We start from the raw sequence: 22,429 nt of genomic DNA, 5'->3' as shown, positions 1-22,429 counted from the left end.
TGTCAGGACAGCAAGACGTAAAGTTGTCTGGATGTGAGGATGGCTATATCCGCATAAAATGCTGCAAAAATGAGCGTTTTTGCAGGGTGTCAGCCAGCAGATATACATCAGGCAGATAATCATTGCTGAAATTCATCTAAATGCTTCCCACCCGGTAAATCCGCTATTTATTCCCCAAAGTTATAACACATTCTTTTTTGTTCATTTAAAAGCTGATAACGCCTGTTTACTATCGTTTGGACATCCATACTGCTAAACCGCCGCGGGCGGCACGGATAACGAATAAGAATGATTGTACTGAGCAATATTTCGAAGGTTTTTGACAACGGAAAGGTGGCGCTCACGGCCGTTGATAATGTCAATTTGACGATAGCACAGGGACAAATATACGGGATCATCGGTTACAGCGGCGCAGGTAAAAGTACGCTTATTCGCTTGCTGAATGGTCTGGAAAAACCGAGCAGCGGCAGCGTAACCATCAACGGGCAGAACATTTCTGCCGCAAAAGGTGAAGCCCTGCGCCAGGCGCGTCTCAAGATCAGCATGGTGTTTCAGCACTTCAACCTGCTGTGGTCGCGCACGGTCAGCGAGAATATTGCGTTCTCGATGCAAATTGCCGGCGTACCGAAAGCCGACATTAAGGCCCGCGTGGCCGAGCTTATTGAACTCGTTGGCCTGAAAGGTCGCGAGCATGCTTATCCGTCACAGCTGAGCGGTGGGCAAAAGCAGCGCGTGGGCATTGCGCGTGCGCTGGCTAATCGCCCGGATGTGCTGCTCTGCGATGAAGCCACCTCCGCGCTTGACCCGCAGACCACCGATCAGATCCTCGATCTGCTGCTGGATATTAACCGTCGTTTCAGGCTGACCATCGTGCTGATCACGCACGAGATGCACGTGGTGCGCAAAATCTGCGACCGCGTGGCGGTGATGGAGAACGGTAAGGTGGTGGAAGAGGGCGACGTGCTGAGCGTCTTTACCCATCCGCAGCAGCCGATTACGCAGCAGTTTGTCCGTCAGGTGAGCCAGTACGCTGAAGAAGAAACGTTCAATACCGAACTGGCAAACGATCTGGAAGGCACGGTTATCAGGCTGACCTTTACCGGGCACAGCACGCACAAACCGATTGTGGGCGAACTGACGCTGCGCTACGGCCTGCCGTTTAACATCCTGCACGGAAAAATGACCCAAACCGCTCACGGCGTGTTTGGTCAACTCTGGGTGCACGTCGTGGCATCTGATGAACAACTGAACAATATCCTCGCCGACCTGCAGCACAGCGATATTGAAGGCGAGGTGATTAAACATGGCTGAGAATCTCTTTCCGCATCTCAAGTGGGATCAGCTCTGGGCGGCGACGCTGGAGACGCTGTACATGACCGCGCTGTCCGGCGTGGCAACTTTCGTCCTGGGCATCGTGCTGGGTCTGGCGCTGTTTTTAACCGCGCGCGGCGGATTGTTCCACAACCGCACGGTATATAGCGTTATTTCGATTGTGGTGAACGTGTTCCGCTCGATTCCGTTCATCATTTTGATTGTGCTGCTGATCCCGTTCACCAAGACCGTTGTCGGCACCATTCTTGGCGCCAACGCGGCGCTGCCGGCCCTGATTGTGGGTGCCGCACCGTTCTACGCACGCCTGGTGGAGATCGCCCTGCGTGAAGTGGATAAAGGCGTCATCGAAGCCACACGCTCGATGGGCGCACGACTGAGCACGCTCGTGTTTCGGGTTTTACTGCCGGAATCATCACCCGCACTGGTCTCGGGTATTACGGTGACGCTGATTGCGCTGGTGAGCTACAGCGCGATGGCGGGGGTGATTGGCGCCGGTGGTTTGGGAAATCTGGCTTATCTGGAAGGATTCCAGCGCAACCATGGTGACGTCACGCTGGTGGCAACGGTGACCATTCTGATCATCGTTTTCATTATCCAGTTCTGCGGCGATGTCATTACTTCACTGTTAGATAAACGCTAATACCCGTCATATTTCGAGCCTCAGGCGCGTTGGCTGCATTCGTTCACCCCAGTCACTTACTGTATGTAAGCTCCTGGGGATTCACTCACTTGCCGCCTTCCTGTGACTCGAACTATTTAGGGTAACAACAACACACAGGAACCACATCATGAAAAAGACACTGACACTGATCGCCGCTGCAACCCTGAGCGCCCTGAGCTTCGCCTCCTGGGCCGACACCCTGACCGTGGGCGCGTCCAACACGCCGCATGCGGAAATTCTGGAGCAGGCAAAGCCGATTCTGGCAAAGCAGGGTATCGACCTGGAGATTAAACCGTTCCAGGACTACATTCTGCCGAACACCGCGCTGGCGGGTCATGACATCGACGCGAACTATTTCCAGCACATTCCTTACCTGAACAGCGTGCTGAAAGATCATGCGGGCGATAAGGACTACGATTTTGTCAGTGCGGGCGCGATCCACATTGAACCAATCGGCATCTACTCCAAAAAATACAAGTCGCTGAAAGACCTGCCGGAAGGCGGCAAAATCATCATGCGTGATGCGGTTTCTGAAGAGGGGCGTATTCTCTCCATCTTCGAGAAAGAGGGCGTGATCAAGCTGAAGCCGGGCATCGATAAAGTGACCGCGCGCATCAGCGACATCGTCGAAAACCCGAAAAAACTGAAGTTTACGCCTAACGTGGAAGCGTCTCTGCTGCCGCAGATGTACAACAATAACGAAGGCGACGCGGTGGTGATTAACGCCAACTACGCGATTGACGCGGGTCTGGATCCTGTTCATGACCCGATTGCGGTTGAGAGCGGTGAAAACAACCCGTACGCTAACATCATTACCGTGCATCGCGGTGACGAGAAGAAGAAAGATATCGTCGCGCTGGTGAACGTGCTGCACTCGAAAGAGATTCAGGACTGGATCCGCACCAAGTACAAAGGCGCGGTCATTCCAGTAAACAACTAATTGACTGATTTTACAGATGAAGCCCGGCGAGTCTCTCGCCGGGCTTCTTTTTTGTATCCGGCAGGAGAATCATTTAAGCTCAACGTTTAACAGGCAATGGAGTGATGACGATGGGTAACGTGACCAAAGATGAAGCGCTGTACCAGGAGATGTGCCGGGTGGTCGGAAAGGTGGTGCTTGAGATGCGTGATTTAGGGCAGGAGCCAAAGCATATTGTCATTGCCGGGGTACTGCGTACCGCGCTGGCGAACCAGCGCGTGAAACGCAGTGCATTGACAACCGAGGCAATGGAAACGGTGGTTAAAGCGCTGGCCGGGTAAGGCGCCAGCGTTTCGCAAGCTGCTCGAGCGAGCAGCAGAGCAGGTAATAGACCACGCCCGTAAAGATAAATATGGCCGCCGGGTAGATTTGCACCCGGTTGTTGACCTGTCCCGCCACCGTGGTCAGCTCCGGGACGTTCACGATAAACGCCAGCGACGTATCCTTCAGCAGGCTGATAAAAATCCCCACCAGCGACGGCAGAATATTCCTCAGCGCCTGCGGCAGCAGCACGCGCCACAGGGTTTGCTGCGTGCTGAATCCCTGTGACAGCGCGGCTTCGAACTGCCCGGTCGGCAGCGCGCTCAGCCCGGCCAGCACCGAGTGCATCACGGTGGCCGCCGTAAACCAGGCCAGCGCCAGCGTGACGGTCAGCGCTCCCGGCAGATCGCCCCCGGTGATGAGCGGCAGGAGATACCACATCCAGAAAATCACGAAGATGAGCGGGATCCCGCGAATCAGCTCTGCCCATAAAAAGAGGGCTTTGCGCACGAGCCCGGTAAAGCGCCAGGCCAGGCACGCGAGCGCAATCCCCGCGGGCAGGGCGATAACGGCTGCTCCAGTCGCCATCATCAGCGAGAGCAACACGCCCCCCGGTTCACCGGCTGCCGCGCGTCCCCACAGCAGATAATCGAGGTTATCGGTGATGACATTAAGTCCGGCAATCATGTTTTTCACTCCCTGCGGTAGCGACGATCGGACGTTTACGTTTCGCCTGCGGCCCAAGGCGAACCAGCACCATTCCCATGACCAGACCGGTCAGGAGATAGAGTGCGGTACCGAGGGTAAATGCCTCCAGCGCGTGCGCGTTATAGCTTTCGATCTGCCTGACCTGGTAGGTGAGTTCGGCGAAGCCAATCCCGCTGGCGAGCGAGGAGAGCTTCATCAGGTTGAGATACTGGCCCACAACGGGCTGCCAGGCGTTAGCCAGCCCCTGCGGCAGCAGGATGTAGCGAAACAATCGCCACGTGGAGAAACCCTGGGCGAGCGCCGCCTCCCGTTGCCCGGCTGGCACAGACCGCAAGCCTGATTCCACTTCTTCGATTAAAAACGCCGAGGTAAATACGCCCAGCCCCCAGGCAGAACATAAAAATTCGGGCGTAAACCACCAGACGTCGCCGGGCAGAATGGACCAGCTGTGATCGGCGTTGACCGCGTCGCGAAACGCCTGCGGCAGGCCGTTCCAGGCGGCAAAATACCAGAACAGCAGCTGCACCAGCAGCGGGGTATTGCGAAACAGCGATACCCAGCCGCTGACGATCGCTTTCCCGACGCGTCCACCGGACAGGCGCAGGAGCATAAAGAGCAGTGCGAGCAGGCTGGCCAGTGCGATCCCCGCCAGCGTTACCCACAAGGTGGTGAGAAATCCGGAAAGTATCCACTGCAGAGGCTGTCCGGTCAGCACCCCCTGCCAGTCGAGCGCGGGCATTACAGATGCTCCTGATGCAGCGGGTCCAGCACCTTTTGCAGGAAGCGCTGCGCGCGCGGATGCGCTGGCTGGCTGAAAAACTGTGCCGGCGGCGCGGTTTCCAGAATGTGCCCGCCGTCGATAAAGACAATCCGGTCGGCGATTTCCCGGGCAAACTGCATCTCGTGGGTCACCACGATCATCGTGATCCCGCTGTGGGCGAGGGCTTTCATCACAAACAGCACCTCACCAATCATCTCGGGATCGAGTGCCGACGTCGGCTCGTCAAAGAGAATGATTTGCGGTGACGAGGCCAGGGCGCGGGCAATCGCCACCCGCTGCTGCTGTCCACCGGAAAGCTCAGCCGGGTAGTGGTGGGCTTTTTCCAGCATCCCGACTTTCTCCAGCAGGGCCAGCGCGCGCTCCTGAGCGGGGAGCGGCTTCCAGCCGTGGACGTGCTCAAGCGCCAGGGTGATGTTCTGGCTGGCGGTGAGGTGGGCATAAAGATTGAACTGCTGAAACACAAACCCCACGCGGCTTCGCAGCTGGCGCAGCCCGCTACCGGAGAGCCTGCCGGTAGGCTTGTTGTCGACCAGGATCTCTCCGCCGCTCAGGGGTTCAAGCTGGTTGATAAGACGAATCAGGGTGGATTTACCGGAACCCGACGGGCCGAGGATGGCCACCACTTCACCGGGCGTAATAGTGAGGTTAATGTCGTTTAAAACCTGATGGTCACCGTAGCGTTTGTCCACGTGGCGAAACTCGACGCTGGCCTGTTCCAGATGTGAAAAATCCGCGGCACCGGCCGCGGAGTGTGAAAATAAACCTGAGAGCATATTACTTAGCTTCTATTTTAAAGGCGCGAGGCTGTGGGGCTGGGGTGCCTGGACCAAACCAGACGTCGTAGATTTTTGCCGCCTGGCCGTTCTTCTCGAGATTGACCAGCTCATCGTTGACGGCTTTCAGCAGCGCCGTTTCACCTTTTTTCACCCCGACGCCAATCTCTTCTTTGCTCAGCAGGTCGGGCAGGATTTTGAAGTTGGCTTTATCCGGCGCCTGCGCCAGTAGACCGGCCAGAATGGTGCTATCCTGAGTGATGGCCTGTACGTTGCCGTTGCGCAGCGCGGTCAGCGCCAGCGGAATATCGTCATAAGAGAGGACGCGGGACTGCGGGAAGCGCTGGTGCAGCGCCTGCTCGCCCGTCGTGCCTTTGACCGCGCCAATGCGCGCCCGGCTGTAGTCATCGAGCTTGTCCGGAGATTTCGCCGGAACGAGGAACTGCTGGCCGGTAACGAAGTAAGGCGTCGTGAAATCAATGACCTGTGCGCGTTCTGGGGTGATAGTAATATCCGCCACGATCAGGTCGGCTTTGCCGGACTGCAGCAGCGGAATGCGGTCGGCCGGATTGGTGGCAACCAGCTCAAGCTTCACGCCGAGCGATGTTGCCAGCGCTTTGGCGAAGTCCACGTCGTAACCCACGATCTCATGCGTTTTGGCATCAATCGAGCCAAACGGCGGGTTGGCATCAAACGTGGCGACTTTCACCACCCCTGCTGCCTTGATATCCGCCAGCTGATCGGCCTGCGCCTGCGCTGAAAACAGGCCCCAGGCTGCCACTACGCCCAGAACCAGCGTCCGTTTTTTAAACCCTTTCATTTTTGCTGCCATAGTCATACGCCATCCCGTTGTTTTTGTTTTACCCCGTTACGCTCCCATAAGGGAAAGCTATCGCCAAATAAGAAATCGTTCTTTGCTATGAGCAAAAAAGCATTAGTGAACAAGGTGTTAATGAAGCGTGAAAAGGACGGGGCGCTATTTGCAGATCCTGCACATCGACAGTGGATTTTGGTATTTCCCCTGCACGGGAGTGGGGTGCTTAACTGAAGGCAGATACGGCGAGAGAGGGTAAAACGATGAAAAAATGGATCAGCACGTTACGGCGGTTTTTTGCGACCCGACCAGCGAATGCGGAGAACAGCGCGCAACGTGTTCTTGAGTCGATACTGCCTGTCGCCAGCCTGTATGGCGTAGACGTTGCCAACATTGACCCGGAGTGGTTCCATGATAAAACGCCACGCTGAACTGCGCCGCACGCGCGAAACGTACTGGAATGAGGTGTGCGTGACGTCTGTAAAGCCTCAAAAGGCGGAAAAGTACGCTCTGAATCATTCGGTTAATTAGCCCGCTTTTGTTACCAATGTGTCCTTTCAGTCATGGAGAAAATGATGAAACGGACCACGTTAACACGCGCGCTTTCTGTCCCTGCGCTACTTTTCACAATTCATGCGGCACACGCCGCACCGCAGGCGCATGTTGTTTGCGGCTATTCCCATACCCTTGGCGATGACGCCATTATGATGTACGGCATGCCCAACGAGGCCATGCTGCACGACTTCTTCGGCAACGTGCAAACGGATGCTGACTCCAGCCGTGAATCCCTGCGCCGGGATGAAAAGACCACCTGCGATAACAAAGCCGACAGCTCTGCCTACTGGGCACCTTCGCTTCGCCTGCCTGACGGCACGGTCGTCAAACCGGCGTATCAAAAAACCTATTATCAGGCATCGAACGTGGACGCCTGGCCGCTACACCCTTTCCCGGCGGGGCTGTCGCTGCTGGCGGGCGACCATCACGGTAGTGCGCCGAATCCACATATCACCTTTTTATGTGCCAACGGCAAGGGTTACACCACCAAAACCGGTGAGGTCTGCGGCTTGCGCAAGGCGAACGATGCCGTGCAGTTTAATATCGGCATTCAGTTTCCTAACTGCTGGGATGGAGTGAACCTGAAGCCTGCCCATGGTCTGATTAACGCCACCTACGACGTCAAGGGGCAGTGCCCGTCCACCTTCCCGGTGAAAATTCCCACCGTGAACATGAACATTGCTTACGTACTCCCGACGATTAGCTCGCTTGATACCAGCAAAGTGCAGCTCTCCATGGACCCCATCATGCACGGCGATGAGCGAGAAGAGCGGTGGGGTAGCCTGTATACGGCGCATGCAGATTTTATGAACGGCTGGACGGAAGACGCCGCGCGCTTTATGACGGACCTGTGCATGAACCGCGGGTTAGATTGTGGCACCACCGTCCCGTATGGTTATTCCAGAGCGAAGGCCAACGTCTGGCTCAGCAGCCTGGAGCCAGACCTCTCCCAGCCCGAACCGCAGGTTTTACTGGTGCAGGATAACTGGCAGAACGGGGGACGCACGAAAAACAGCGAAACGCTGTCGCTGGTGAAGTTCCACATTCCCCCTCTGCCTGCCGGGCAGGATCCTTCGCAGTTTACATACCGCGTGCGGATTTATGGCGGCAAAGTGGAAACTAACGGTGCCGATCAGATTTTCTTCTATCCGGCCAGCAATGACTGGGATCCTGCTACCGTAAGATGGGCCTCGCGTCCGGCCTGTAACTATCGCTCCGACGCAGTGCTCTATCTGAACCATTCTCGTGAATACCGGATGGTGAACGTGGACAAAGCCGTGCGCAAGGCGCTGGCGGAAGGAAAAACCGAAATCTCGTGGTATATCGGCGGTGACCGCCAGGGGAATCATTACCAGTTCGAACCGGCGTCTTCATCAGAAAGCCTGGTTCTGATGCTAACGGGGTTTAAAAAGACGCCTGAGCTGTAATCTTCCCCGCAATGAAAAAAGCACCGGTTTTCCGGTGCTTTTTTATCAGATCTTGCAGGCGTCGCCGCAGTCGTCGTCGGCAATAATCGCCTGCGCTTTTTTATCCGCATCGTCCAGACGTTCTGCGTTACGCTCTTCCGCTTCATCCAGACCGTTAAAAACTAAGTTATCGAGATCAATTTCCATCTTGCACCTGCTCTGTTCGGTTTTTGATACTGGCACAGTATAGGGTAAAAAACGCCAGCAATGTACCTCGCAGCACATAAGGATAATCCCTGCCATACTCAGTGCTTTATCACTGAGGAGCGCTCATGATTACACTCTGTAGAACCTGCGGTACTTCTTATGAGGGAACGCCGGAGAGATGTGCCATTTGCGAGGATGAACGTCAGTATGTCCCGGCCAGCGGCCAGGCGTGGATCGATTACGCGACGGTAACGGCAACACACGCCAACAAATGGCAGCAGCTGGAGCCGCACTTATTCAGTATCAAGACGGTACCCGCTTTTGCCATTAACCAGCGGGCACTCCTCCTGCGTACCCCCCACGGTAACATTCTCTGGGACTGCATCGCCAACCTTGATCCTGCAACCCAAACGCTGATCGCCGCACTCGGCGGCCTTCGCGCGATTGCGATTTCTCATCCGCACTATTACACCACGATGCAGGAGTGGGCCGCGGCTTTCGACGCGCCGGTCTATCTGCACGTGAGCGATAGCGAATGGGTGATGCGCGACAGCCCGGCGATTCATTTCTGGGATGGCGATGCGCTGGAGATAGTCCCGTCGGTTACGCTGCTGCGTCTCGGCGGGCATTTTGCGGGCGGAACGGTACTGCACTGGCAGGAGGGCGAGGGCGTTTTACTGGCGGGAGATATTTTGCAGGTGACCCCAGGGAAAGAGGCCGTGTCGTTCATGTGGAGCTACCCGAATATGCTTCCGCTGCCTGCCCGTACGGTTGAGGACGTTACCCGGCGCCTGGCGGGAAAATCGTTCGCCCGTCTTTACGGCGCGTTCGAAGGGCAGAACATTCCGGCAAACGCCGATGACATCGTGCAGCGGTCGGGCCAGAAATATATTGCTTGTCTCAAGTGAAGCACGGTGGGTAAACTTTGCGAGTGTGATCTCGATCATGCCTAAACGAAAACAGATAAAAGAGAAATTGCTATGCAACATATCATTGAAGGTTTTCTCAGCTTTCAAAAAGAGATTTTCCCGCAACGTAAAGAGCTCTTTCGCAGTTTAGCGTCCAGCCAGAATCCCAAAGCGCTGTTTATCTCCTGCTCCGACAGCCGTCTGGTCCCTGAACTGGTCACCCAGCAAGAGCCGGGACAACTCTTTGTTATTCGTAATGCTGGCAACATTGTTCCACCGTTCGGGCCGGAGCCAGGCGGCGTCTCTGCAACTATCGAGTACGCGGTAGTGGCGCTGGGCGTGACCGACATCGTGATCTGCGGCCACTCCAACTGCGGCGCGATGAAGGCGATTGCCGATAACGCGAACCTGGAGCCGATGCCTGCTGTATCGCACTGGCTGCGCTATTCCGACGCGGCAAAAGCCGTGGTAGAGAAAAAAAGCTGGGATAAGCCGATCGATAAAGTGAATGCGATGGTGCAGGAAAACGTCTTTGCGCAGCTCAGCAACATCAAGACCCACCCGTCCGTCGCGGTGGGCCTGCGTAATAACTCGCTTCGCCTGCACGGCTGGGTATACGACATTGAAAGCGGCAAAATTCTCGCCCTGGATAAAGCGACGAAAAGCTTCGTCTCGCTGTCTGAAAACCCGGAAGTGTTCTTCGAATAATCTCGCGTTGCAGGGCATGGAAGCCCTGTCAGTTCTCCATGTACGGTAACCGACGCCGTATACCTGAGGCCGGTTTTTCAGCCGCCTTCGCCATCGCTTCTGCAATCTCCGCACACTCTGCCAGCCCCTGAACGAAGGGACGATCGTGCATCAGCCACGGTATTGCGCCGAAGGCGATGCGCCCACGAACCGTTTCTGGCGCTTGTAACGTGTAATCCTCGCCGATGTCGGGGATCTCATCGCCCGTCTCCTCAAGCTGTCTGCGCAGCGATGGGAAAGGCAGATCGTTTGTTTTAAGCGGCTTTTGCCCGCGCGCATCAATAAAGACGTCGAAACGATAAACGGTCTCTTGTGTGGTGATGACTGTCCGATTGCTGCCGGCATCAAGCGTGTAATCATCGCCGAGCGCCGCCACGCTAATGATGCCGGCCTCGCGAAGCGCAAGCAGCCTGCGAATAGACTGCGGCGGGATGGCAGCATAATTGTCGATAAACACGCGAGCCAGGCCCTGCTTAAAGCGTTTTCTGTCCTCTTCGTTGAGGTGGGGCACAATCTCCTGAACCACCTCATGCAGTCGAAGGACGGTATAGCGCCAGGCCACGGTGCGCCGTTCGCGTTTATTGCGTTCAACCTCGTTGAGATTCTCTTCCGCCCAGGTAAAGGGCCCGTGGCGCTTACGATCCTCAAACCAGGCCTCACGAATGGTGTCCGCATTAAGCGTACGCAGAGACATTTTCTCGCACCACGCCGGGTCGGCGAGTTCAAGCTCTTTCACCATCAGGGCAAAGACTCGGTCAAGCAGGCCATCCGGTCCTTTGGCTATCTCGCTTTCCACTACGAATTCGGTCAATACCGACAGCGGTTCATAAGGGATGGGGCAGTAAAAATCGGCTTCCGGGAGAATGCCCGTCCGTGACATCAGCGTAATGTGTAACCCTTCGCTGCCGCTGTCGAGGATGAATTTACCGTCACGAAACTCGCCGTGCTGCATCACCACCGCCATAGCCGCGTCCAGACCGCTCAATGAGGTGCCCATAATGCCCACGCGGCAAGGGGGAATGCGGGCGTCCATCAGGCCGGACCACGGGCTTGGGAAGAACGTGCGCGTGGCTTCATCCTCCTCTGGCCAGACGTGGCCGGTGGCAATAACCGCCAGGTCGAATTTATCCGCTAAGGTGCGGTCATTGACCGAAATCGTCACGCCGGTTGTCGAAGGGTTGATGTCGGTGACCTTCGCAGATTCATGGACCTCAACCTGGAAGCCCAGCTTTTTCGCCTCTTTTACGATTGAACGAAAGCTGTCGCGAAAATACTCTCCCAACAGGAGCCTGGGCAGGAACTGCCGATCGTGCAGGCTGGCTTTATCAACTTTAAAGCGCGCCAGATGGTCGTCGCTTTGCTCCTTAAGCCAGTCGAGGTAGGTCATAAAAATGGGCGGGATTTCAATGCTCGCAATGTTCGCCAGCATCAGCCGGGAATTATCGTCATCGTTATAGGGCATGCCCACGCCAGCTTCATCGGCCTGTTCAAAGACGGAAACGGAGAGTGGGGTATTGTTATTAAGCAGATGATAAAAGGTGTAAATTCCCGTGGGGCCAGAGCCGATAATCGCGATCTTCTTCATCAACACGTTTCCTGTGTTTCTTTCCATAGGAAAAGCGTAGCAGGAGAATAATGATGAAAATAAGGGATTAAGAAAATTCAGGGTAACTGAGGAGAATTTGCACCATTTCAGGACTGAAATGGTGCGTCCGAGTGGACTCGAACCACCGACCCCCACCATGTCAAGGTGGTGCTCTAACCAACTGAGCTACGGACGCAGAATGGTGCGTTCAATTGGACTCGAACCAACGACCCCCACCATGTCAAGGTGGTGCTCTAACCAACTGAGCTATGAACGCAACGTGTTGTCGGTGACAACGGGGACGAATATTAGCGGCACAGCACCGAGGTGGCAAGAGGGAAAATGCAATTTTCTCTCTGATTTCACGCGATTGCTGTATTACCGCGCAAAGTGAAGAGAAAGTAGCCGCCGGGGGGCGGCTACTGCGTATTTAACGTGCAGCGCGTTGCAAAATGATCGTTGATGGCTGGCGCTGCAGGAAGCGCATGCGCAACATCATCATAATTGCCGCCGACGTCAGGCCGATGATAAAGCCCATCCAGAACCCCGCCGGTCCCATGCGGTCAACCACCAGGTCGGTCAGGGCCAGAATATACCCACACGGCAGACCCAGCACCCAGTAGGCGATGAAGGTGATAAAGAAAATGGAACGCGTGTCTTTATAGCCGCGCAGCACCCCGCTGCCAATCACCTGGATGGAGTCCGAAATCTGGTAAATCGCGGCCAGCAGCATCAGGTGCGAGGCCAGCGCGACGACTTCCGGATTGTCGTTGTAGAGCAAGGCAATCTGCTCGCGCAGCGCCACGGTAAAAAACGCCGTGCAAATGGCCATGCAGACGCCGACGCCCAGTCCGGTGCGCGCGGCGGTTTGCGCATCGAGCGTCGAGCCTTGCCCCAGGCGGAAGCCCACGCGAATCGTCACTGCTGCGGCCAGCGACATCGGCAGGACAAACATCAGGGAGCTGAAGTTGAGCGCAATCTGATGCCCGGCGACGTTCACAATGCCCAGCGGGGAGACCAGCAGGGCGACCACGGCAAACAGGGTCACCTCAAAGAACAGCGCAAGGGCAATCGGCAACCCTAACTGCACCAGGCGCGTCATGATGTTCCAGTCCGGCGTGCTGAATCTGTTCTCGTTACGAATATCACGCATGGAGCGGGCGCGCTTCACGAAGGTAAGCATTGAGAAGAACATGACCCAGTAAACGGCGGCCGTCGCCACGCCGCAGCCGACGCCGCCCAGCTCCGGCATCCCGAAATGACCGTAAATAAAGACATAGTTAACCGGGATGTTGACCAGCAGCCCGATAAAGCCCATCACCATGCCGGGCTTGGTTTTCGCCAGACCTTCACACTGGTTACGCGCCACCTGGAAGAAGAGATATCCAGGCGCCCCCCAGAGCAGGGCGCGCAGATAGCCCACGGCTTTGTCCGCCAGGGCCGGGTCAATGTTATGCATAGCGCGAATGATATGGCCCGCGTTCCAGAGCACGACCATGATCAGCACAGAGACAAACCCGGCCAGCCAGAAACCCTGGCGGACCTGATGGGCAATGCGCTCGCGGCGCCCCGAGCCATTGAGCTGAGCGATAACAGGCGTGAGCGCGAGCAGCAGACCGTGACCGAAGAGGATGGCCGGAAGCCAGATTGACGTGCCGATAGCCACGGCCGCCATGTCGGTGGCGCTGTAGCCACCTGCCATTACCGTATCCACAAATCCCATTGCGGTCTGGGCCACCTGCGCGACGATCACGGGTATAGCCAGTGCCAATAACTGGCGCGCTTCATTCATGTACTTCTGCACGTGAACACCTTTATTTTGTAGTTATTTGAGAGACTAAAAAAGCCGCCGAAACGGGCAGCAAGAAGAAAATGCAGGGGGGTGCCAGCTATTGTAGCGGGCTTTAGCTATTTATCTAGTGAAAAAATCGCCAGAAAATGCGCTCCGCTGGCAACCTGTTTTTCCAACTGTTATTGTGGAGGGATTAAACGGTGTCATCACCGTTCGGAAAAAACAGGAGTTGTAAGCATGTTTACTGGTATTGTGCAGGGCACTGCCAAAGTGGTGTCCATTGATGAAAAACCTAATTTCCGTACTCATGTTGTTGAGCTGCCGGAATATATGCTTGAGGGCGTCGAAACCGGTGCCTCGATTGCCCATAACGGCTGCTGCCTGACCGTGACCGAAATTAACGGCAACCAGATTAGCTTTGATTTAATGAAAGAGACGCTGCGGATCACTAACCTGGGCGAGCTGGTGGTAGGCGATACCGTCAACGTTGAGCGCGCGGCGAAGTTCAGCGATGAGATTGGCGGCCATTTGATGTCCGGGCACATCATGACCACTGCCGAAGTGGCGAAAATCGTGACCTCGGAAAATAACCGTCAAATCTGGTTTAAAATGCAGGACCCGTCATTAATGAAATACATCCTCTATAAAGGATTTATTGGCATTGACGGGATTAGCCTGACGGTGGGAGAAGTGACGCCAACGCGTTTTTGCGTGCATTTAATTCCTGAAACGCTGCAGCGCACCACGCTGGGCGCGAAAAAATTGGGGCATCGCGTGAATATCGAAATCGATCCGCAAACCCAGGCCGTGGTTGATACGGTGGAGCGCGTGCTTGCAGCAAAAGAAGCCGCAATAATAAAGACCGCAGAAGATGAATAAAAAATAACCCCGGTTATCCGGGGTTATTTTTTTAGCGTGCGACACGCAGTCCGTGTTCAATCCCCCGGCTGAATACCACCTGCCAGAGCTGAATATCCCGTGCGCGAAACGCCCCCGCGCAGGCATTCAGATAATAGCTAAACATCCGTTTAAATCGTTCTGAATAGTTGTCCGCAATCTCGGGCCAGGCTTTCTGGAAACGTTCATGCCACGCCATTAAGGTGGTGTCGTAGTCCGCGCCAAAGTTATGCCAGTCTTCCATCACGAAATGGGATTCACTGGCATTGGCAATCTGGCGAACGGACGGTAAACAACCATTCGGAAAGATGTATTTATTGATCCACGGGTCAACGTTGTTATCGGTCCGCTTAGAGCCGATGGTGTGCAGCAGGAAGAGGCCGTCCGGTTTCAAATTACGATCCACCACCTCAAAGTAGGTGTCGTAGTTTTTTGGCCCCACGTGCTCGAACATGCCGACGGAAACGATCCGGTCGAACTGCTCGTTCAGGTCACGGTAGTCCTGCAGCCGGATATCCACATCAAGACCCTGACAGCGCTCCCGCGCCATTTTTTGCTGTTCCGCTGAGATCGTCACGCCGACCACGCTGACGCCGTAGTGCTTCGCCATAAAATACGCCAGCCCGCCCCAGCCGCAGCCGATATCCAGCACGCGCATGCCGGGCTGTAGCTGCAGCTTCTCGCTGATCAGGCGCAGCTTGGCCTGCTGTGCTTCCTCAAGCGTCGACGCGTCTTTCCAGTAGGCGCAGGAATATTGCATGAAAGGGTCCAGCATGCGGCTGAACAGGTCGTTGCCGAGATCGTAATGTTCTTTGCCGACGATCCAGGCGCGTTTTTTACTTTGCAAGTTAAACAGTCGGGCAGAGGCGACACGCAGGGTGTCTTTCAGATTGCGGGGGAGTTGATTTTCCAGACCGGCGCGCAACACGCTGGCAAAAAAGATATCCAGACGTTCGCACTCCCACCAGCCGTCCATATAACTTTCTCCCAGGCCTAACGATCCTTCCCGCAACACGCGTTTAAAAAAGTCGGGATGTTTTACCTGGGGATCGGATGGCGAAGATCCGTTGATAGTGATGCCTGCTCGACCTAACAGTTCACTGACGATCCGGGACCAGTTGTCGTCCGGAACGCTGACTTCTTCTATACACGATGAACTCATAGCTTCTCCATCACCCTGATGTGATCAGAACCTTCAAACAGCGTAGACGCTTTTTTTGGTTTGTGAGAAATCTCACGGTAAATACCGCGAGGCTAGTATCCGACGTAGAACAGAGGAAGGGAGATAACCCTTGCCGAAATGCCTTCCATGGTAAAACGGGAGCACTCCGGCTCCCGTTAACACTTAATATTTATCGTATTTAATCGAACCAAATTTAGTATAGGCCTCAAAATTTGGTGATTCAATAGAAAATTGTTAGCAACCTAATCACTGAAATGTAACATGATTTCTGGCGCAATCAGGCATGCGAAGTTTCCACCTGCGCGCCGTTATCCTGCTCGCGCTGCGCGGACGCCTGCATGCGGTAACCCAATACCGCCAGCGCTACGGTGAACAGCATCACGCTGGTGGTGGTCAACAGCGGCGTGGCAATCAGCGCCGAGACCACCAGACTTGCGAGGAAGCACAGACCCAGCTGCAGGGTATTTTGCAGCGCGGCGGCGCGGCCTGTCGCCTGCGGGAACGGACGTAACGCCTGTGCCACAACGATAGGGTAAATCGCCCCGTTCGCCACGGCCATCACGCAGAAGGGGATCAAAATTTCAGCCAGGCCCGCGCCCGGAATAAACCCGACGGCCCAGGTCCCGATAACGCTCAGGGCATACAGCACCAGCAGCCATGGCAGCATCTGCTGACCTTCCCATTTTTGCAGCGCCGCGCGGCAGCCGTACCCGCCCACCAGGAACGCGATGGTCTGCGGAACATAGCTCAGACCGATGGCCGCCGGGCTGTAGCCCATATCGTGCAGAATAAACGGCGAGCCGGTGAGCCACGCGAAGAAGCTGGCCGAACAGGCGGCATAAATCAGGACATTCCCGCGATACGCTTTGGCGCTCAGCAGGGAGGTGAAGGTAATCGGCGTCGCGTCGGCATGCGCCTCTTTTTTATGCGCGGGCTTAAGGGCAAACGCCGGCAGCATCAGCACCAGCGTGATGGCAAACAGCGTGGCAAAAATGGCCTGCCAGTCAAAGTGCGCGAGGATCCAGCTGCCCAGCAGCGGAGCCAGGGCAGGGGAGAGGCCCACCAGCGGCATAATGGTGGCGAAAATACGGTTTGTGCGGTTAGCCGGGTAGGAGTCGGTCACCAGCGCCTGCCAGGTCACCGCCGCAGCACAGACGCCCACGGCCTGAACGAAGCGCAGCACCAGCAGCCAGGTAGCATCGCGCACCCACAGCATCCCCAGGCAGCCCACGGCAAAAATGGCCAGACCCAGCAGCAGCACCGGTTTACGACCGAAGCGATCCGAGAGCGGTCCCCAGAGCAGCTGGGCGAAAGCAAAACCGGCAAGGAACAGGCTCAGGCTGGCGCTGATGGCCGCGGCAGGGGTTTGCAGGTCTTCCTGCATCGCGGCAAACGCGGGCAGGTACATGTCGGTGGCCAAAAAGCCCAGCACGCTTAAGCCGCCGAGCCAGACTAAAAATCCTTTCCTGGGTTGCATTCTTTTATTCTCCTGAGGAGGCAGGTGTACGTTGGCGCAGAGTGTAGGGAGTGCAAAGCGGCTTGTGAAACGCTAATATTTGGCGTGTGCATTCAAATTTTTTGCAGGCAGAAAATGTGGTCAGATTATTCTCTTGAAGTGGTCGATGCTGTTGCGCGTAACGGCAGCTTTAGCGGTGCAGCGCAGGAGTTGCACCGCGTCCCTTCGGCCATCAGCTACACGGTGCGTCAGCTTGAGGAGTGGCTGGCGGTTCCGCTGTTTGAACGGCGGCATCGCGACGTGGAATTAACGCCCGCCGGAGCATGGTTTTTGAAAGAAGGGCGTTCTGTTATCAAAAAAATGCAGATCACCCGCGAACAGTGTCAGCAGATCGCCAACGGCTGGCGGGGGCATCTCGCCATCGCGGTAGATAACATCGTGAAGCCGGAACGCACCCGGCAGATGATCGTGGATTTCTATCGTCATTTCTCTGACGTCGAGCTACGGGTCTCGCAGGAGGTGTTCAACGGCGTCTGGGATGCGCTGGCGGACGGCAGGGCGGAGATGGCGATTGGCGCGACGCAGGCGATCCCGGTCGGGGGACGTTACGCCTTTCGCGACATGGGGATGCTGAGCTGGAAATGCGTGGTGGCCAGCGATCATCCTCTGGCAGCGATGGAAGGTCCGCTGAGCGACGATACGCTGCGCAACTGGCCGTCGCTGGTGCTGGAGGATACGTCCCGTTCATTGCCCAAGCGTATCACCTGGCTTCTGGATAACCAGCGGCGGGTGGTGGCTCCTGACTGGGAATCATCGGCGACGTGCCTCAGCGCCGGGCTGTGCGTCGCGATGGTGCCCGCTCATTTTGCGCGTCCACGCATCGATACCGGAGAATGGGTTGAACTGACGCTGGAGAATCCGTTCCCGGACGCAGCCTGCTGCCTGACCTGGCAACAAAATGATGTCTCGCCCGCCATGGCCTGGCTGCTGGATTATCTGGGGGACAGCGAAACCCTAAACCGGGAATGGTTACGGGAGCCAGCGTAGCTGGCCCCGTCAAGGGATTAACGACGGTAGTCGCGGAACGGACCGTCCGCAACGGAACGGCGTTCAATCAGGCGCGGGTGAACTTCAATGGACTGCGACTCTTCGCGCTTGTTGACGATTCTGTCCAGCAGCATATTGAAGGCCGTTTCGCCCAGCGAATCTTTTGGCTGGTGAATGGTTGTCAGCGCCGGGGTGAAGAAGCGCGCGTTACGCACGTTGTCATACCCGATCACGGAAATATCCTGCGGTACGCGCAAACCCAGCTCATCGGCGGCGCAGAGCGCGCCCATGGCCATGATGTCACCGCCGCAGAAAACGGCGGTCGGGCGGTGCTGCTGGGAAACGATCTGCTGCATCGCGCGGTAGCCTGATTCCGGCTCAAAGTCGCCCTGCACGATCCAGTTTTCCGGCACGGTGATGAGCGCTTCTTCCATCGCTTTCATAAAACCGGCCAGACGGCCCGCGCCGGTGTTACGCTCCAGCGGACCGGGGATCACGCCAATCTCGCGGTGACCGCGTTCGATCAGGTAACGACCCGCCATGTAACCGCCTTCGAAGGCGTTGTCGATAACGGAGTCGGTGAAGTCCGCGCGCGCTTCACCCCAGTCCATGACCACCATGGGGATATGGCGATACTCTTCCAGCATCGACAGCACGGATTCCGGGTACTCGGAACACATGACCAGCAGGCCATCGACGCGCTTTTGCGCCATCATCGACAGGTAGGCGCGCTGTTTTTCTATGCTGTTCCACGCGTTGCCCAGAATCAGGGTATAGCCTTTCTGGAAGCAGTTCTTCTCTACCGCTTCTATGATCTCGGCAAAATAGGCCGCTTCACTGCTGGTCGCCAGCAATCCAATGGATTTGGTGTGATTAACCTTGAGGCTGCGCGCAACCGCACTTGGCGAATAGTGCAGCTCTTTGATCGCTGCCCAGACGGCGTTGCGCGTCTCTTCCGCCACAAAGCGGGTTTTGTTAATTACATGTGATACGGTTGTAGTGGAAACGTTTGCGCGTTTTGCTACGTCTTTAATTGTTGCCATTAAATGTCACTCCAGACCATATCCTAAACTCCTGAAAAACTTGAAGGTAAACGTTTGCCTTCTCTCACCCTTATCACGCAATCTTGAATTGCGGCACGCCGGGAAAACGACACGGGACGTCAGGAGGGGGTCAATGGCCGGTACGCTAATAAATTTAGCGTGGAATTTTGTCCTATCTTGATGAAAAGGGGAAGAGGTAAAGTGTTTATCAGCCTAAATCTAGGAAGATTTTTGACGTAAATTATGCAAAAATGAGCAGGCTCACTTTTCGTGGGGGGATTAAAAGGAGAAAAATTGATGAGTTCCGATCTGAAGTTTTCGCTGTTCACCACCGTGGTTGTGCTGGCTCTGATTGTCGCGGCGGGTCTGACGGCCGCGCTGCACTGATTTACGCGGAGGGAGAGCCTTCTCCCTCCCGCTCACCTCGATTGTTACTCCTAAGGCAAAAATCTTTTGCCATTTTGTAAACTTCTCATTTTTTGTGATTGATGTCATGCTTTCCGCTTCTTTGTTCTGTGTCACCACATGACACGGCATCCGGAGTTGACGCATGAAAATCAATTTTCCCCTGCTGGCCCTGGCGATTGGCGCTTTTGGGATTGGCACCACTGAATTTTCCCCGATGGGGTTACTGCCCGTTATCGCCCGCGGCGTGGACGTCTCGATCCCTGCGGCCGGCATGTTAATCAGCGCCTACGCCATTGGCGTGATGGTGGGGGCGCCGCTGATGACGCTTCTCCTTTCACACCGCGCGCGCCGCAATGCGCTGATTTTCCTGATGGCGATTTTCACCCTCGGCAACGTGCTTTCGGCCATTTCGCCGGACTACACCACGTTGATGCTTTCGCGTATTCTGACCAGCCTTAACCACGGCGCGTTCTTTGGGCTGGGGTCGGTTGTGGCGGCAAGCGTGGTGCCGAAACACAAGCAGGCCAGCGCCGTAGCCACCATGTTTATGGGCCTGACCATCGCTAACATCGGCGGCGTTCCTGCGGCAACCTGGCTGGGCGAGGTCATTGGCTGGCGGATGTCCTTCCTGGCGACGGCTGGACTGGGCGTGGTCGCGATGGTGGCCTTGTTCTTCTCCCTGCCAAAGGGCAGCGCCGGAGAACGTCCGGAAGTGCGTAAGGAGCTGGCGGTGCTGATGCGCCCGCAGGTGCTCTCCGCGCTGCTGACCACCGTGCTGGGGGCAGGGGCGATGTTTACCCTCTATACCTATATTTCACCGGTGCTGCATGACATCACCCACGCAACGCCACTCTTCGTTACCGCGATGCTGGTGCTGATTGGCGTGGGCTTCTCGATTGGCAACTATCTCGGCGGGAAATTTGCCGACCGTTCCGTGAGCGGAACGCTGAAGGGCTTCTTAACCCTGCTGATTGTTATCATGATCGCCATTCCGTGGCTGGCGCGCAACGAGTTTGGTGCCGCGATCGCAATGGTCGTCTGGGGGGCTGCAACGTTCGCGGTGGTGCCACCGCTGCAGATGCGCGTGATGCGCGTCGCGCATGAAGCGCCGGGCCTCTCATCCTCGGTCAATATTGGTGCTTTCAACCTGGGCAATGCGCTCGGTGCGGCGGCCGGTGGGGCCGTGATTTCCGGTGGGCTGGGGTACAGTTTTGTGCCGGTGATGGGGGCGATTGTTGCCGCGCTCGGTCTGCTGCTGGTGATGATGTCGGGTCGTAAACAGCCAGAAGCAGCCTGCGCTGCGGAATAAACCAAAAACGCAGAAGGGCGAACCCTTCTGCGTGTCTCTTACGCGGTGAAGTTCTTCGCCACAAAGTCCCAGTTAACCAGTGCCCAGAAGTGCTCCAGGTAGTTAGGGCGCGCGTTACGGTAATCGATGTAGTAAGCGTGTTCCCATACGTCCACGGTCATCAGCGGCTTCGCGCTGGTGGTCAGCGGGGTGCCTGCGTTAGAGGTAGACACGATAGCCAGTTTGCCATCCGCCTCTTTGACCAGCCACGTCCAGCCTGAACCGAAGTTCTTGATGGCGGCATCGGTGAATTTCGCTTTGAATTCCGCGAAGCTGCCAAAGGCGGCGTTGATGGCGGTAGCCAGTTCACCGACAGGTTCGCCACCGGCGTTTGGCGCCAGGCAGTGCCAGTAGAAGGTGTGGTTCCACACCTGAGCGGCGTTGTTGAATACGCCACCCTCAGAACTGCGCACGATTTCTTCCAGCGTTTTGCCTTCAAAATCGGTGCCCTTGATAAGGTTGTTGAGGTTGGTGACGTACGTCTGGTGATGCTTGCCGTAGTGATATTCCAGGGTTTCCGCAGAAATGTGCGGGGCCAGGGCGTCTTTTGCATACGGTAGTGCAGGTAATTCGAACGACATTGCTTCTCTCCTTATTGTATTTTGTGTTGCCAATAACCACACAGACAACAAGGACAGGATAGCAAATTGAAAGGGTATGCAAAAGAGGAACTTACCCTGCCACGGGTGTGGCAGGGTAGGGGTTAGCGAATGGTTTTCGGCGTCATCACGCGACGCGCGCCGACGTAATGGCGTACCCAGTAGTCTTCACTGAGCGAGGTGATCTGAATATCCTGGCCGCTACGCGGTGACTGGATGAATTTTCCGTTGCCGACATAGACGCCAACGTGGTCAGCCGTCCCGCGGCCCTGCGTGCGGAAGAAGACCAGATCGCCGTTCTCCAACTCTCCACGGTTGACCGGGGAAGCATCGCGCAGGTGGTACATCTCGTTGGCGGTGCGCGGAATGCGGAACTTGACCAGATCTTTATAGGCGTAATAGACGAGGCCGCTGCAGTCAAAACCGGTACGTGGCGAAGTCCCGCCCCAGTGATAAGGTTTGCCAATCTGCCCCATCAGCTTGTTCATTGCAGTTTTTTGCGCTTTCTGGACGCGCACTTTATGCACTTCCGCTATTTTGGTGACCTTGGTGCATTTCGCCTTATGGCCTTTACGCGCGATGCATTTTTCAGTCACGAGGTTAGCGGCGGTTTGCGAAGCTTTACTTTTGGCGGTGTGGGCTGTGCGGGAAGAGGTGGTTTTCGTCTTGCTGGAAGCGGTTTTTTTAGTCTGTGTGGTTGTCTTTTTCTTGTCGTTCTTAGCGGTGGTTTTTTTCTTACGTTCTGTGGCTTTCACCAGATGGTTTTTTTGTACAGCAGAATGCCGCGCCTGCTGAGAGGCGTTTGCCACTGGCGTGAAGGTGAGTGAAGTAAACAGTAAAGCACAGAGCGTGATCGAGATTTTAGTTATCCGCGCCACTGGGCAGTCCCCTGATAAATGCAGGTCATCAATAATACCCGCGTGTGATTTACAAAGCCCG

24 protein-coding genes and 2 tRNA genes are annotated in these 22,429 nt (G+C 56.0%); 12 read left to right on the top strand and 14 right to left on the bottom strand.

Going from position 1 to position 22,429, the window contains the following annotated elements:
* Positions 1-288: 288 nt before the first annotated feature.
* The 4 genes from ACVCAM_RS09770 (at position 289) to fumD (ending at position 3,253) form a co-directional block, all read left to right on the top strand.
* Positions 289-1,311, top strand: a complete 1,023-nt coding sequence (locus ACVCAM_RS09770; protein WP_021241114.1) for a methionine ABC transporter ATP-binding protein — start codon at positions 289-291, stop codon at positions 1,309-1,311.
* On the top strand, positions 1,304-1,972 hold the full coding sequence (locus ACVCAM_RS09765; RefSeq protein WP_008500617.1) for a methionine ABC transporter permease: 669 nt from the start codon (positions 1,304-1,306) through the stop codon (positions 1,970-1,972). The genes ACVCAM_RS09770 and ACVCAM_RS09765 overlap by 8 nt, the downstream gene beginning before the upstream one ends.
* A gap of 148 nt (positions 1,973-2,120) precedes the next feature.
* A complete protein-coding gene (locus ACVCAM_RS09760; protein WP_008500616.1) occupies positions 2,121-2,933 on the top strand; it encodes a MetQ/NlpA family ABC transporter substrate-binding protein in 813 nt (270 codons plus the stop codon).
* A 110-nt stretch (positions 2,934-3,043) separates the two neighbouring features.
* Positions 3,044-3,253, top strand: coding sequence for a fumarate hydratase FumD (gene fumD, locus ACVCAM_RS09755; protein ID WP_023343959.1), 210 nt, complete (start codon positions 3,044-3,046; stop codon positions 3,251-3,253).
* Here fumD and ACVCAM_RS09750 read toward each other — a convergent pair.
* Genes ACVCAM_RS09750 through ACVCAM_RS09735 form a run of 4 tightly spaced genes read right to left on the bottom strand, consistent with a single transcriptional unit; the run spans position 3,234 to position 6,327 of the window.
* Positions 3,234-3,920, bottom strand: a complete 687-nt coding sequence (locus ACVCAM_RS09750; protein ID WP_008500614.1) for an amino acid ABC transporter permease — start codon at positions 3,918-3,920, stop codon at positions 3,234-3,236. The two genes, fumD and ACVCAM_RS09750, sit on opposite strands and share 20 nt — an antisense overlap.
* Positions 3,904-4,680: an amino acid ABC transporter permease gene (locus ACVCAM_RS09745; RefSeq protein WP_333071307.1), complete on the bottom strand. Its 777-nt coding sequence runs from the start codon at positions 4,678-4,680 to the stop codon at positions 3,904-3,906. Before ACVCAM_RS09745 ends, ACVCAM_RS09750 begins: the two co-directional genes overlap by 17 nt.
* The gene (locus ACVCAM_RS09740) at positions 4,680-5,495 is read right to left on the bottom strand and encodes an amino acid ABC transporter ATP-binding protein (RefSeq protein WP_021241118.1); all 816 of its coding nucleotides are present in this window, start codon (positions 5,493-5,495) and stop codon (positions 4,680-4,682) included. The genes ACVCAM_RS09745 and ACVCAM_RS09740 overlap by 1 nt, the downstream gene beginning before the upstream one ends.
* A gap of 1 nt (position 5,496) precedes the next feature.
* Entirely contained in the window at positions 5,497-6,327 is an 831-nt protein-coding gene (locus tag ACVCAM_RS09735) for an ABC transporter substrate-binding protein (protein ID WP_447093587.1), read from the bottom strand.
* Between the two features lie 245 nt (positions 6,328-6,572).
* Between ACVCAM_RS09735 and ACVCAM_RS09730 the strand changes: the two genes are divergently transcribed.
* Positions 6,573-6,740, top strand: a complete 168-nt coding sequence (locus ACVCAM_RS09730) for a hypothetical protein (RefSeq protein ID WP_008500610.1) — start codon at positions 6,573-6,575, stop codon at positions 6,738-6,740.
* Positions 6,741-6,884: 144 nt separating this feature from the next.
* A complete protein-coding gene (locus ACVCAM_RS09725; protein WP_021241120.1) occupies positions 6,885-8,291 on the top strand; it encodes a DUF1996 domain-containing protein in 1,407 nt (468 codons plus the stop codon).
* Between the two features lie 45 nt (positions 8,292-8,336).
* Here the strand turns inward: ACVCAM_RS09725 and ACVCAM_RS09720 are convergent, their stop codons facing one another.
* Positions 8,337-8,477 carry a hypothetical protein gene (locus ACVCAM_RS09720; protein ID WP_008500607.1) on the bottom strand — a complete coding sequence of 47 codons (141 nt, stop codon included), beginning with the start codon at positions 8,475-8,477 and terminating at the stop codon, positions 8,337-8,339.
* 125 nt (positions 8,478-8,602) lie between these two features.
* On the opposite strand from ACVCAM_RS09720, the gene ACVCAM_RS09715 reads away from it, so the two are divergent.
* Positions 8,603-9,385, top strand: a complete 783-nt coding sequence (locus tag ACVCAM_RS09715) for an MBL fold metallo-hydrolase (protein WP_069598169.1) — start codon at positions 8,603-8,605, stop codon at positions 9,383-9,385.
* Positions 9,386-9,457: 72 nt separating this feature from the next.
* Positions 9,458-10,093, top strand: coding sequence for a carbonic anhydrase (locus ACVCAM_RS09710; RefSeq protein WP_008500605.1), 636 nt, complete (start codon positions 9,458-9,460; stop codon positions 10,091-10,093).
* Positions 10,094-10,121: 28 nt separating this feature from the next.
* Here ACVCAM_RS09710 and ACVCAM_RS09705 read toward each other — a convergent pair whose 3' ends face one another.
* The 4 genes from ACVCAM_RS09705 to mdtK form a co-directional block, all read right to left on the bottom strand.
* Positions 10,122-11,717, bottom strand: a complete 1,596-nt coding sequence (locus tag ACVCAM_RS09705; RefSeq protein WP_407223275.1) for an FAD-NAD(P)-binding protein — start codon at positions 11,715-11,717, stop codon at positions 10,122-10,124.
* A 119-nt stretch (positions 11,718-11,836) separates the two neighbouring features.
* A tRNA-Val gene (locus ACVCAM_RS09700) sits at positions 11,837-11,913 on the bottom strand.
* Positions 11,914-11,917: 4 nt separating this feature from the next.
* A tRNA-Val gene (locus tag ACVCAM_RS09695) sits at positions 11,918-11,994 on the bottom strand.
* Between the two features lie 153 nt (positions 11,995-12,147).
* On the bottom strand, positions 12,148-13,521 hold the full coding sequence (mdtK, locus tag ACVCAM_RS09690; protein WP_063618005.1) for an MdtK family multidrug efflux MATE transporter: 1,374 nt from the start codon (positions 13,519-13,521) through the stop codon (positions 12,148-12,150).
* A gap of 225 nt (positions 13,522-13,746) precedes the next feature.
* Between mdtK and ACVCAM_RS09685 the strand changes: the two genes are divergently transcribed.
* Positions 13,747-14,388, top strand: a complete 642-nt coding sequence (locus ACVCAM_RS09685) for a riboflavin synthase subunit alpha (RefSeq protein ID WP_407223276.1) — start codon at positions 13,747-13,749, stop codon at positions 14,386-14,388.
* A 31-nt stretch (positions 14,389-14,419) separates the two neighbouring features.
* Here the strand turns inward: ACVCAM_RS09685 and cfa are convergent, their stop codons facing one another.
* Complete coding sequence (cfa, locus tag ACVCAM_RS09680; protein WP_008500601.1) at positions 14,420-15,568, bottom strand: cyclopropane fatty acyl phospholipid synthase; 1,149 nt, start codon at positions 15,566-15,568, stop codon at positions 14,420-14,422.
* 298 nt (positions 15,569-15,866) lie between these two features.
* On the bottom strand, positions 15,867-17,066 hold the full coding sequence (punC, locus tag ACVCAM_RS09675) for a purine nucleoside transporter PunC (protein ID WP_063618003.1): 1,200 nt from the start codon (positions 17,064-17,066) through the stop codon (positions 15,867-15,869).
* 114 nt (positions 17,067-17,180) lie between these two features.
* On the opposite strand from punC, the gene punR reads away from it, so the two are divergent.
* Complete coding sequence (gene punR, locus ACVCAM_RS09670) at positions 17,181-18,092, top strand: DNA-binding transcriptional activator PunR (protein WP_008500598.1); 912 nt, start codon at positions 17,181-17,183, stop codon at positions 18,090-18,092.
* A gap of 17 nt (positions 18,093-18,109) precedes the next feature.
* Here the strand turns inward: punR and purR are convergent, their stop codons facing one another.
* Positions 18,110-19,135 carry an HTH-type transcriptional repressor PurR gene (purR, locus tag ACVCAM_RS09665; protein WP_014883552.1) on the bottom strand — a complete coding sequence of 342 codons (1,026 nt, stop codon included), beginning with the start codon at positions 19,133-19,135 and terminating at the stop codon, positions 18,110-18,112.
* 297 nt (positions 19,136-19,432) lie between these two features.
* On the opposite strand from purR, the gene cydH reads away from it, so the two are divergent.
* Together cydH and ACVCAM_RS09655 are read left to right on the top strand one after the other, a co-directional pair.
* Positions 19,433-19,522, top strand: a complete 90-nt coding sequence (gene cydH, locus ACVCAM_RS09660; protein ID WP_008500596.1) for a cytochrome bd-I oxidase subunit CydH — start codon at positions 19,433-19,435, stop codon at positions 19,520-19,522.
* A gap of 163 nt (positions 19,523-19,685) precedes the next feature.
* Complete coding sequence (locus tag ACVCAM_RS09655; protein ID WP_063618002.1) at positions 19,686-20,852, top strand: MFS transporter; 1,167 nt, start codon at positions 19,686-19,688, stop codon at positions 20,850-20,852.
* 38 nt (positions 20,853-20,890) lie between these two features.
* On the opposite strand, the gene sodB is transcribed toward ACVCAM_RS09655, so the two are convergent.
* Positions 20,891-21,472, bottom strand: a complete 582-nt coding sequence (gene sodB / locus ACVCAM_RS09650) for a superoxide dismutase [Fe] (protein WP_063436416.1) — start codon at positions 21,470-21,472, stop codon at positions 20,891-20,893.
* Between the two features lie 122 nt (positions 21,473-21,594).
* Positions 21,595-22,368, bottom strand: a complete 774-nt coding sequence (locus tag ACVCAM_RS09645; protein ID WP_023343969.1) for a C40 family peptidase — start codon at positions 22,366-22,368, stop codon at positions 21,595-21,597.
* Positions 22,369-22,429: the final 61 nt, after the last annotated feature.

This window comes from Enterobacter sp. CFEC122, assembly GCF_052983755.1.
The sequence above is the reverse complement of the archived record's forward strand: the minus strand, read 5'-3'. Positions and strand labels throughout refer to the sequence as shown.

Coding starts and splice junctions, on each gene's coding strand:
- ACVCAM_RS09710 (WP_008500605.1), top strand. CDS start 9,458: ATGCAACATATCATTGAAGGTTTTCTCAGCTTTCAAAAAGAGATTTTC.
- ACVCAM_RS09740 (WP_021241118.1), bottom strand. CDS start 5,495: ATGCTCTCAGGTTTATTTTCACACTCCGCGGCCGGTGCCGCGGATTTT.
- ACVCAM_RS09760 (WP_008500616.1), top strand. CDS start 2,121: ATGAAAAAGACACTGACACTGATCGCCGCTGCAACCCTGAGCGCCCTG.
- cfa (WP_008500601.1), bottom strand. CDS start 15,568: ATGAGTTCATCGTGTATAGAAGAAGTCAGCGTTCCGGACGACAACTGG.
- cydH (WP_008500596.1), top strand. CDS start 19,433: ATGAGTTCCGATCTGAAGTTTTCGCTGTTCACCACCGTGGTTGTGCTG.
- ACVCAM_RS09735 (WP_447093587.1), bottom strand. CDS start 6,327: ATGGCAGCAAAAATGAAAGGGTTTAAAAAACGGACGCTGGTTCTGGGC.
- ACVCAM_RS09750 (WP_008500614.1), bottom strand. CDS start 3,920: ATGATTGCCGGACTTAATGTCATCACCGATAACCTCGATTATCTGCTG.
- ACVCAM_RS09770 (WP_021241114.1), top strand. CDS start 289: ATGATTGTACTGAGCAATATTTCGAAGGTTTTTGACAACGGAAAGGTG.
- ACVCAM_RS09705 (WP_407223275.1), bottom strand. CDS start 11,717: ATGAAGAAGATCGCGATTATCGGCTCTGGCCCCACGGGAATTTACACC.
- punC (WP_063618003.1), bottom strand. CDS start 17,066: ATGCAACCCAGGAAAGGATTTTTAGTCTGGCTCGGCGGCTTAAGCGTG.
- ACVCAM_RS09655 (WP_063618002.1), top strand. CDS start 19,686: ATGAAAATCAATTTTCCCCTGCTGGCCCTGGCGATTGGCGCTTTTGGG.
- ACVCAM_RS09765 (WP_008500617.1), top strand. CDS start 1,304: ATGGCTGAGAATCTCTTTCCGCATCTCAAGTGGGATCAGCTCTGGGCG.
- punR (WP_008500598.1), top strand. CDS start 17,181: ATGTGGTCAGATTATTCTCTTGAAGTGGTCGATGCTGTTGCGCGTAAC.
- ACVCAM_RS09720 (WP_008500607.1), bottom strand. CDS start 8,477: ATGGAAATTGATCTCGATAACTTAGTTTTTAACGGTCTGGATGAAGCG.
- ACVCAM_RS09745 (WP_333071307.1), bottom strand. CDS start 4,680: ATGCCCGCGCTCGACTGGCAGGGGGTGCTGACCGGACAGCCTCTGCAG.
- ACVCAM_RS09725 (WP_021241120.1), top strand. CDS start 6,885: ATGAAACGGACCACGTTAACACGCGCGCTTTCTGTCCCTGCGCTACTT.
- ACVCAM_RS09730 (WP_008500610.1), top strand. CDS start 6,573: ATGAAAAAATGGATCAGCACGTTACGGCGGTTTTTTGCGACCCGACCA.
- ACVCAM_RS09715 (WP_069598169.1), top strand. CDS start 8,603: ATGATTACACTCTGTAGAACCTGCGGTACTTCTTATGAGGGAACGCCG.
- sodB (WP_063436416.1), bottom strand. CDS start 21,472: ATGTCGTTCGAATTACCTGCACTACCGTATGCAAAAGACGCCCTGGCC.
- purR (WP_014883552.1), bottom strand. CDS start 19,135: ATGGCAACAATTAAAGACGTAGCAAAACGCGCAAACGTTTCCACTACA.
- ACVCAM_RS09685 (WP_407223276.1), top strand. CDS start 13,747: ATGTTTACTGGTATTGTGCAGGGCACTGCCAAAGTGGTGTCCATTGAT.
- fumD (WP_023343959.1), top strand. CDS start 3,044: ATGGGTAACGTGACCAAAGATGAAGCGCTGTACCAGGAGATGTGCCGG.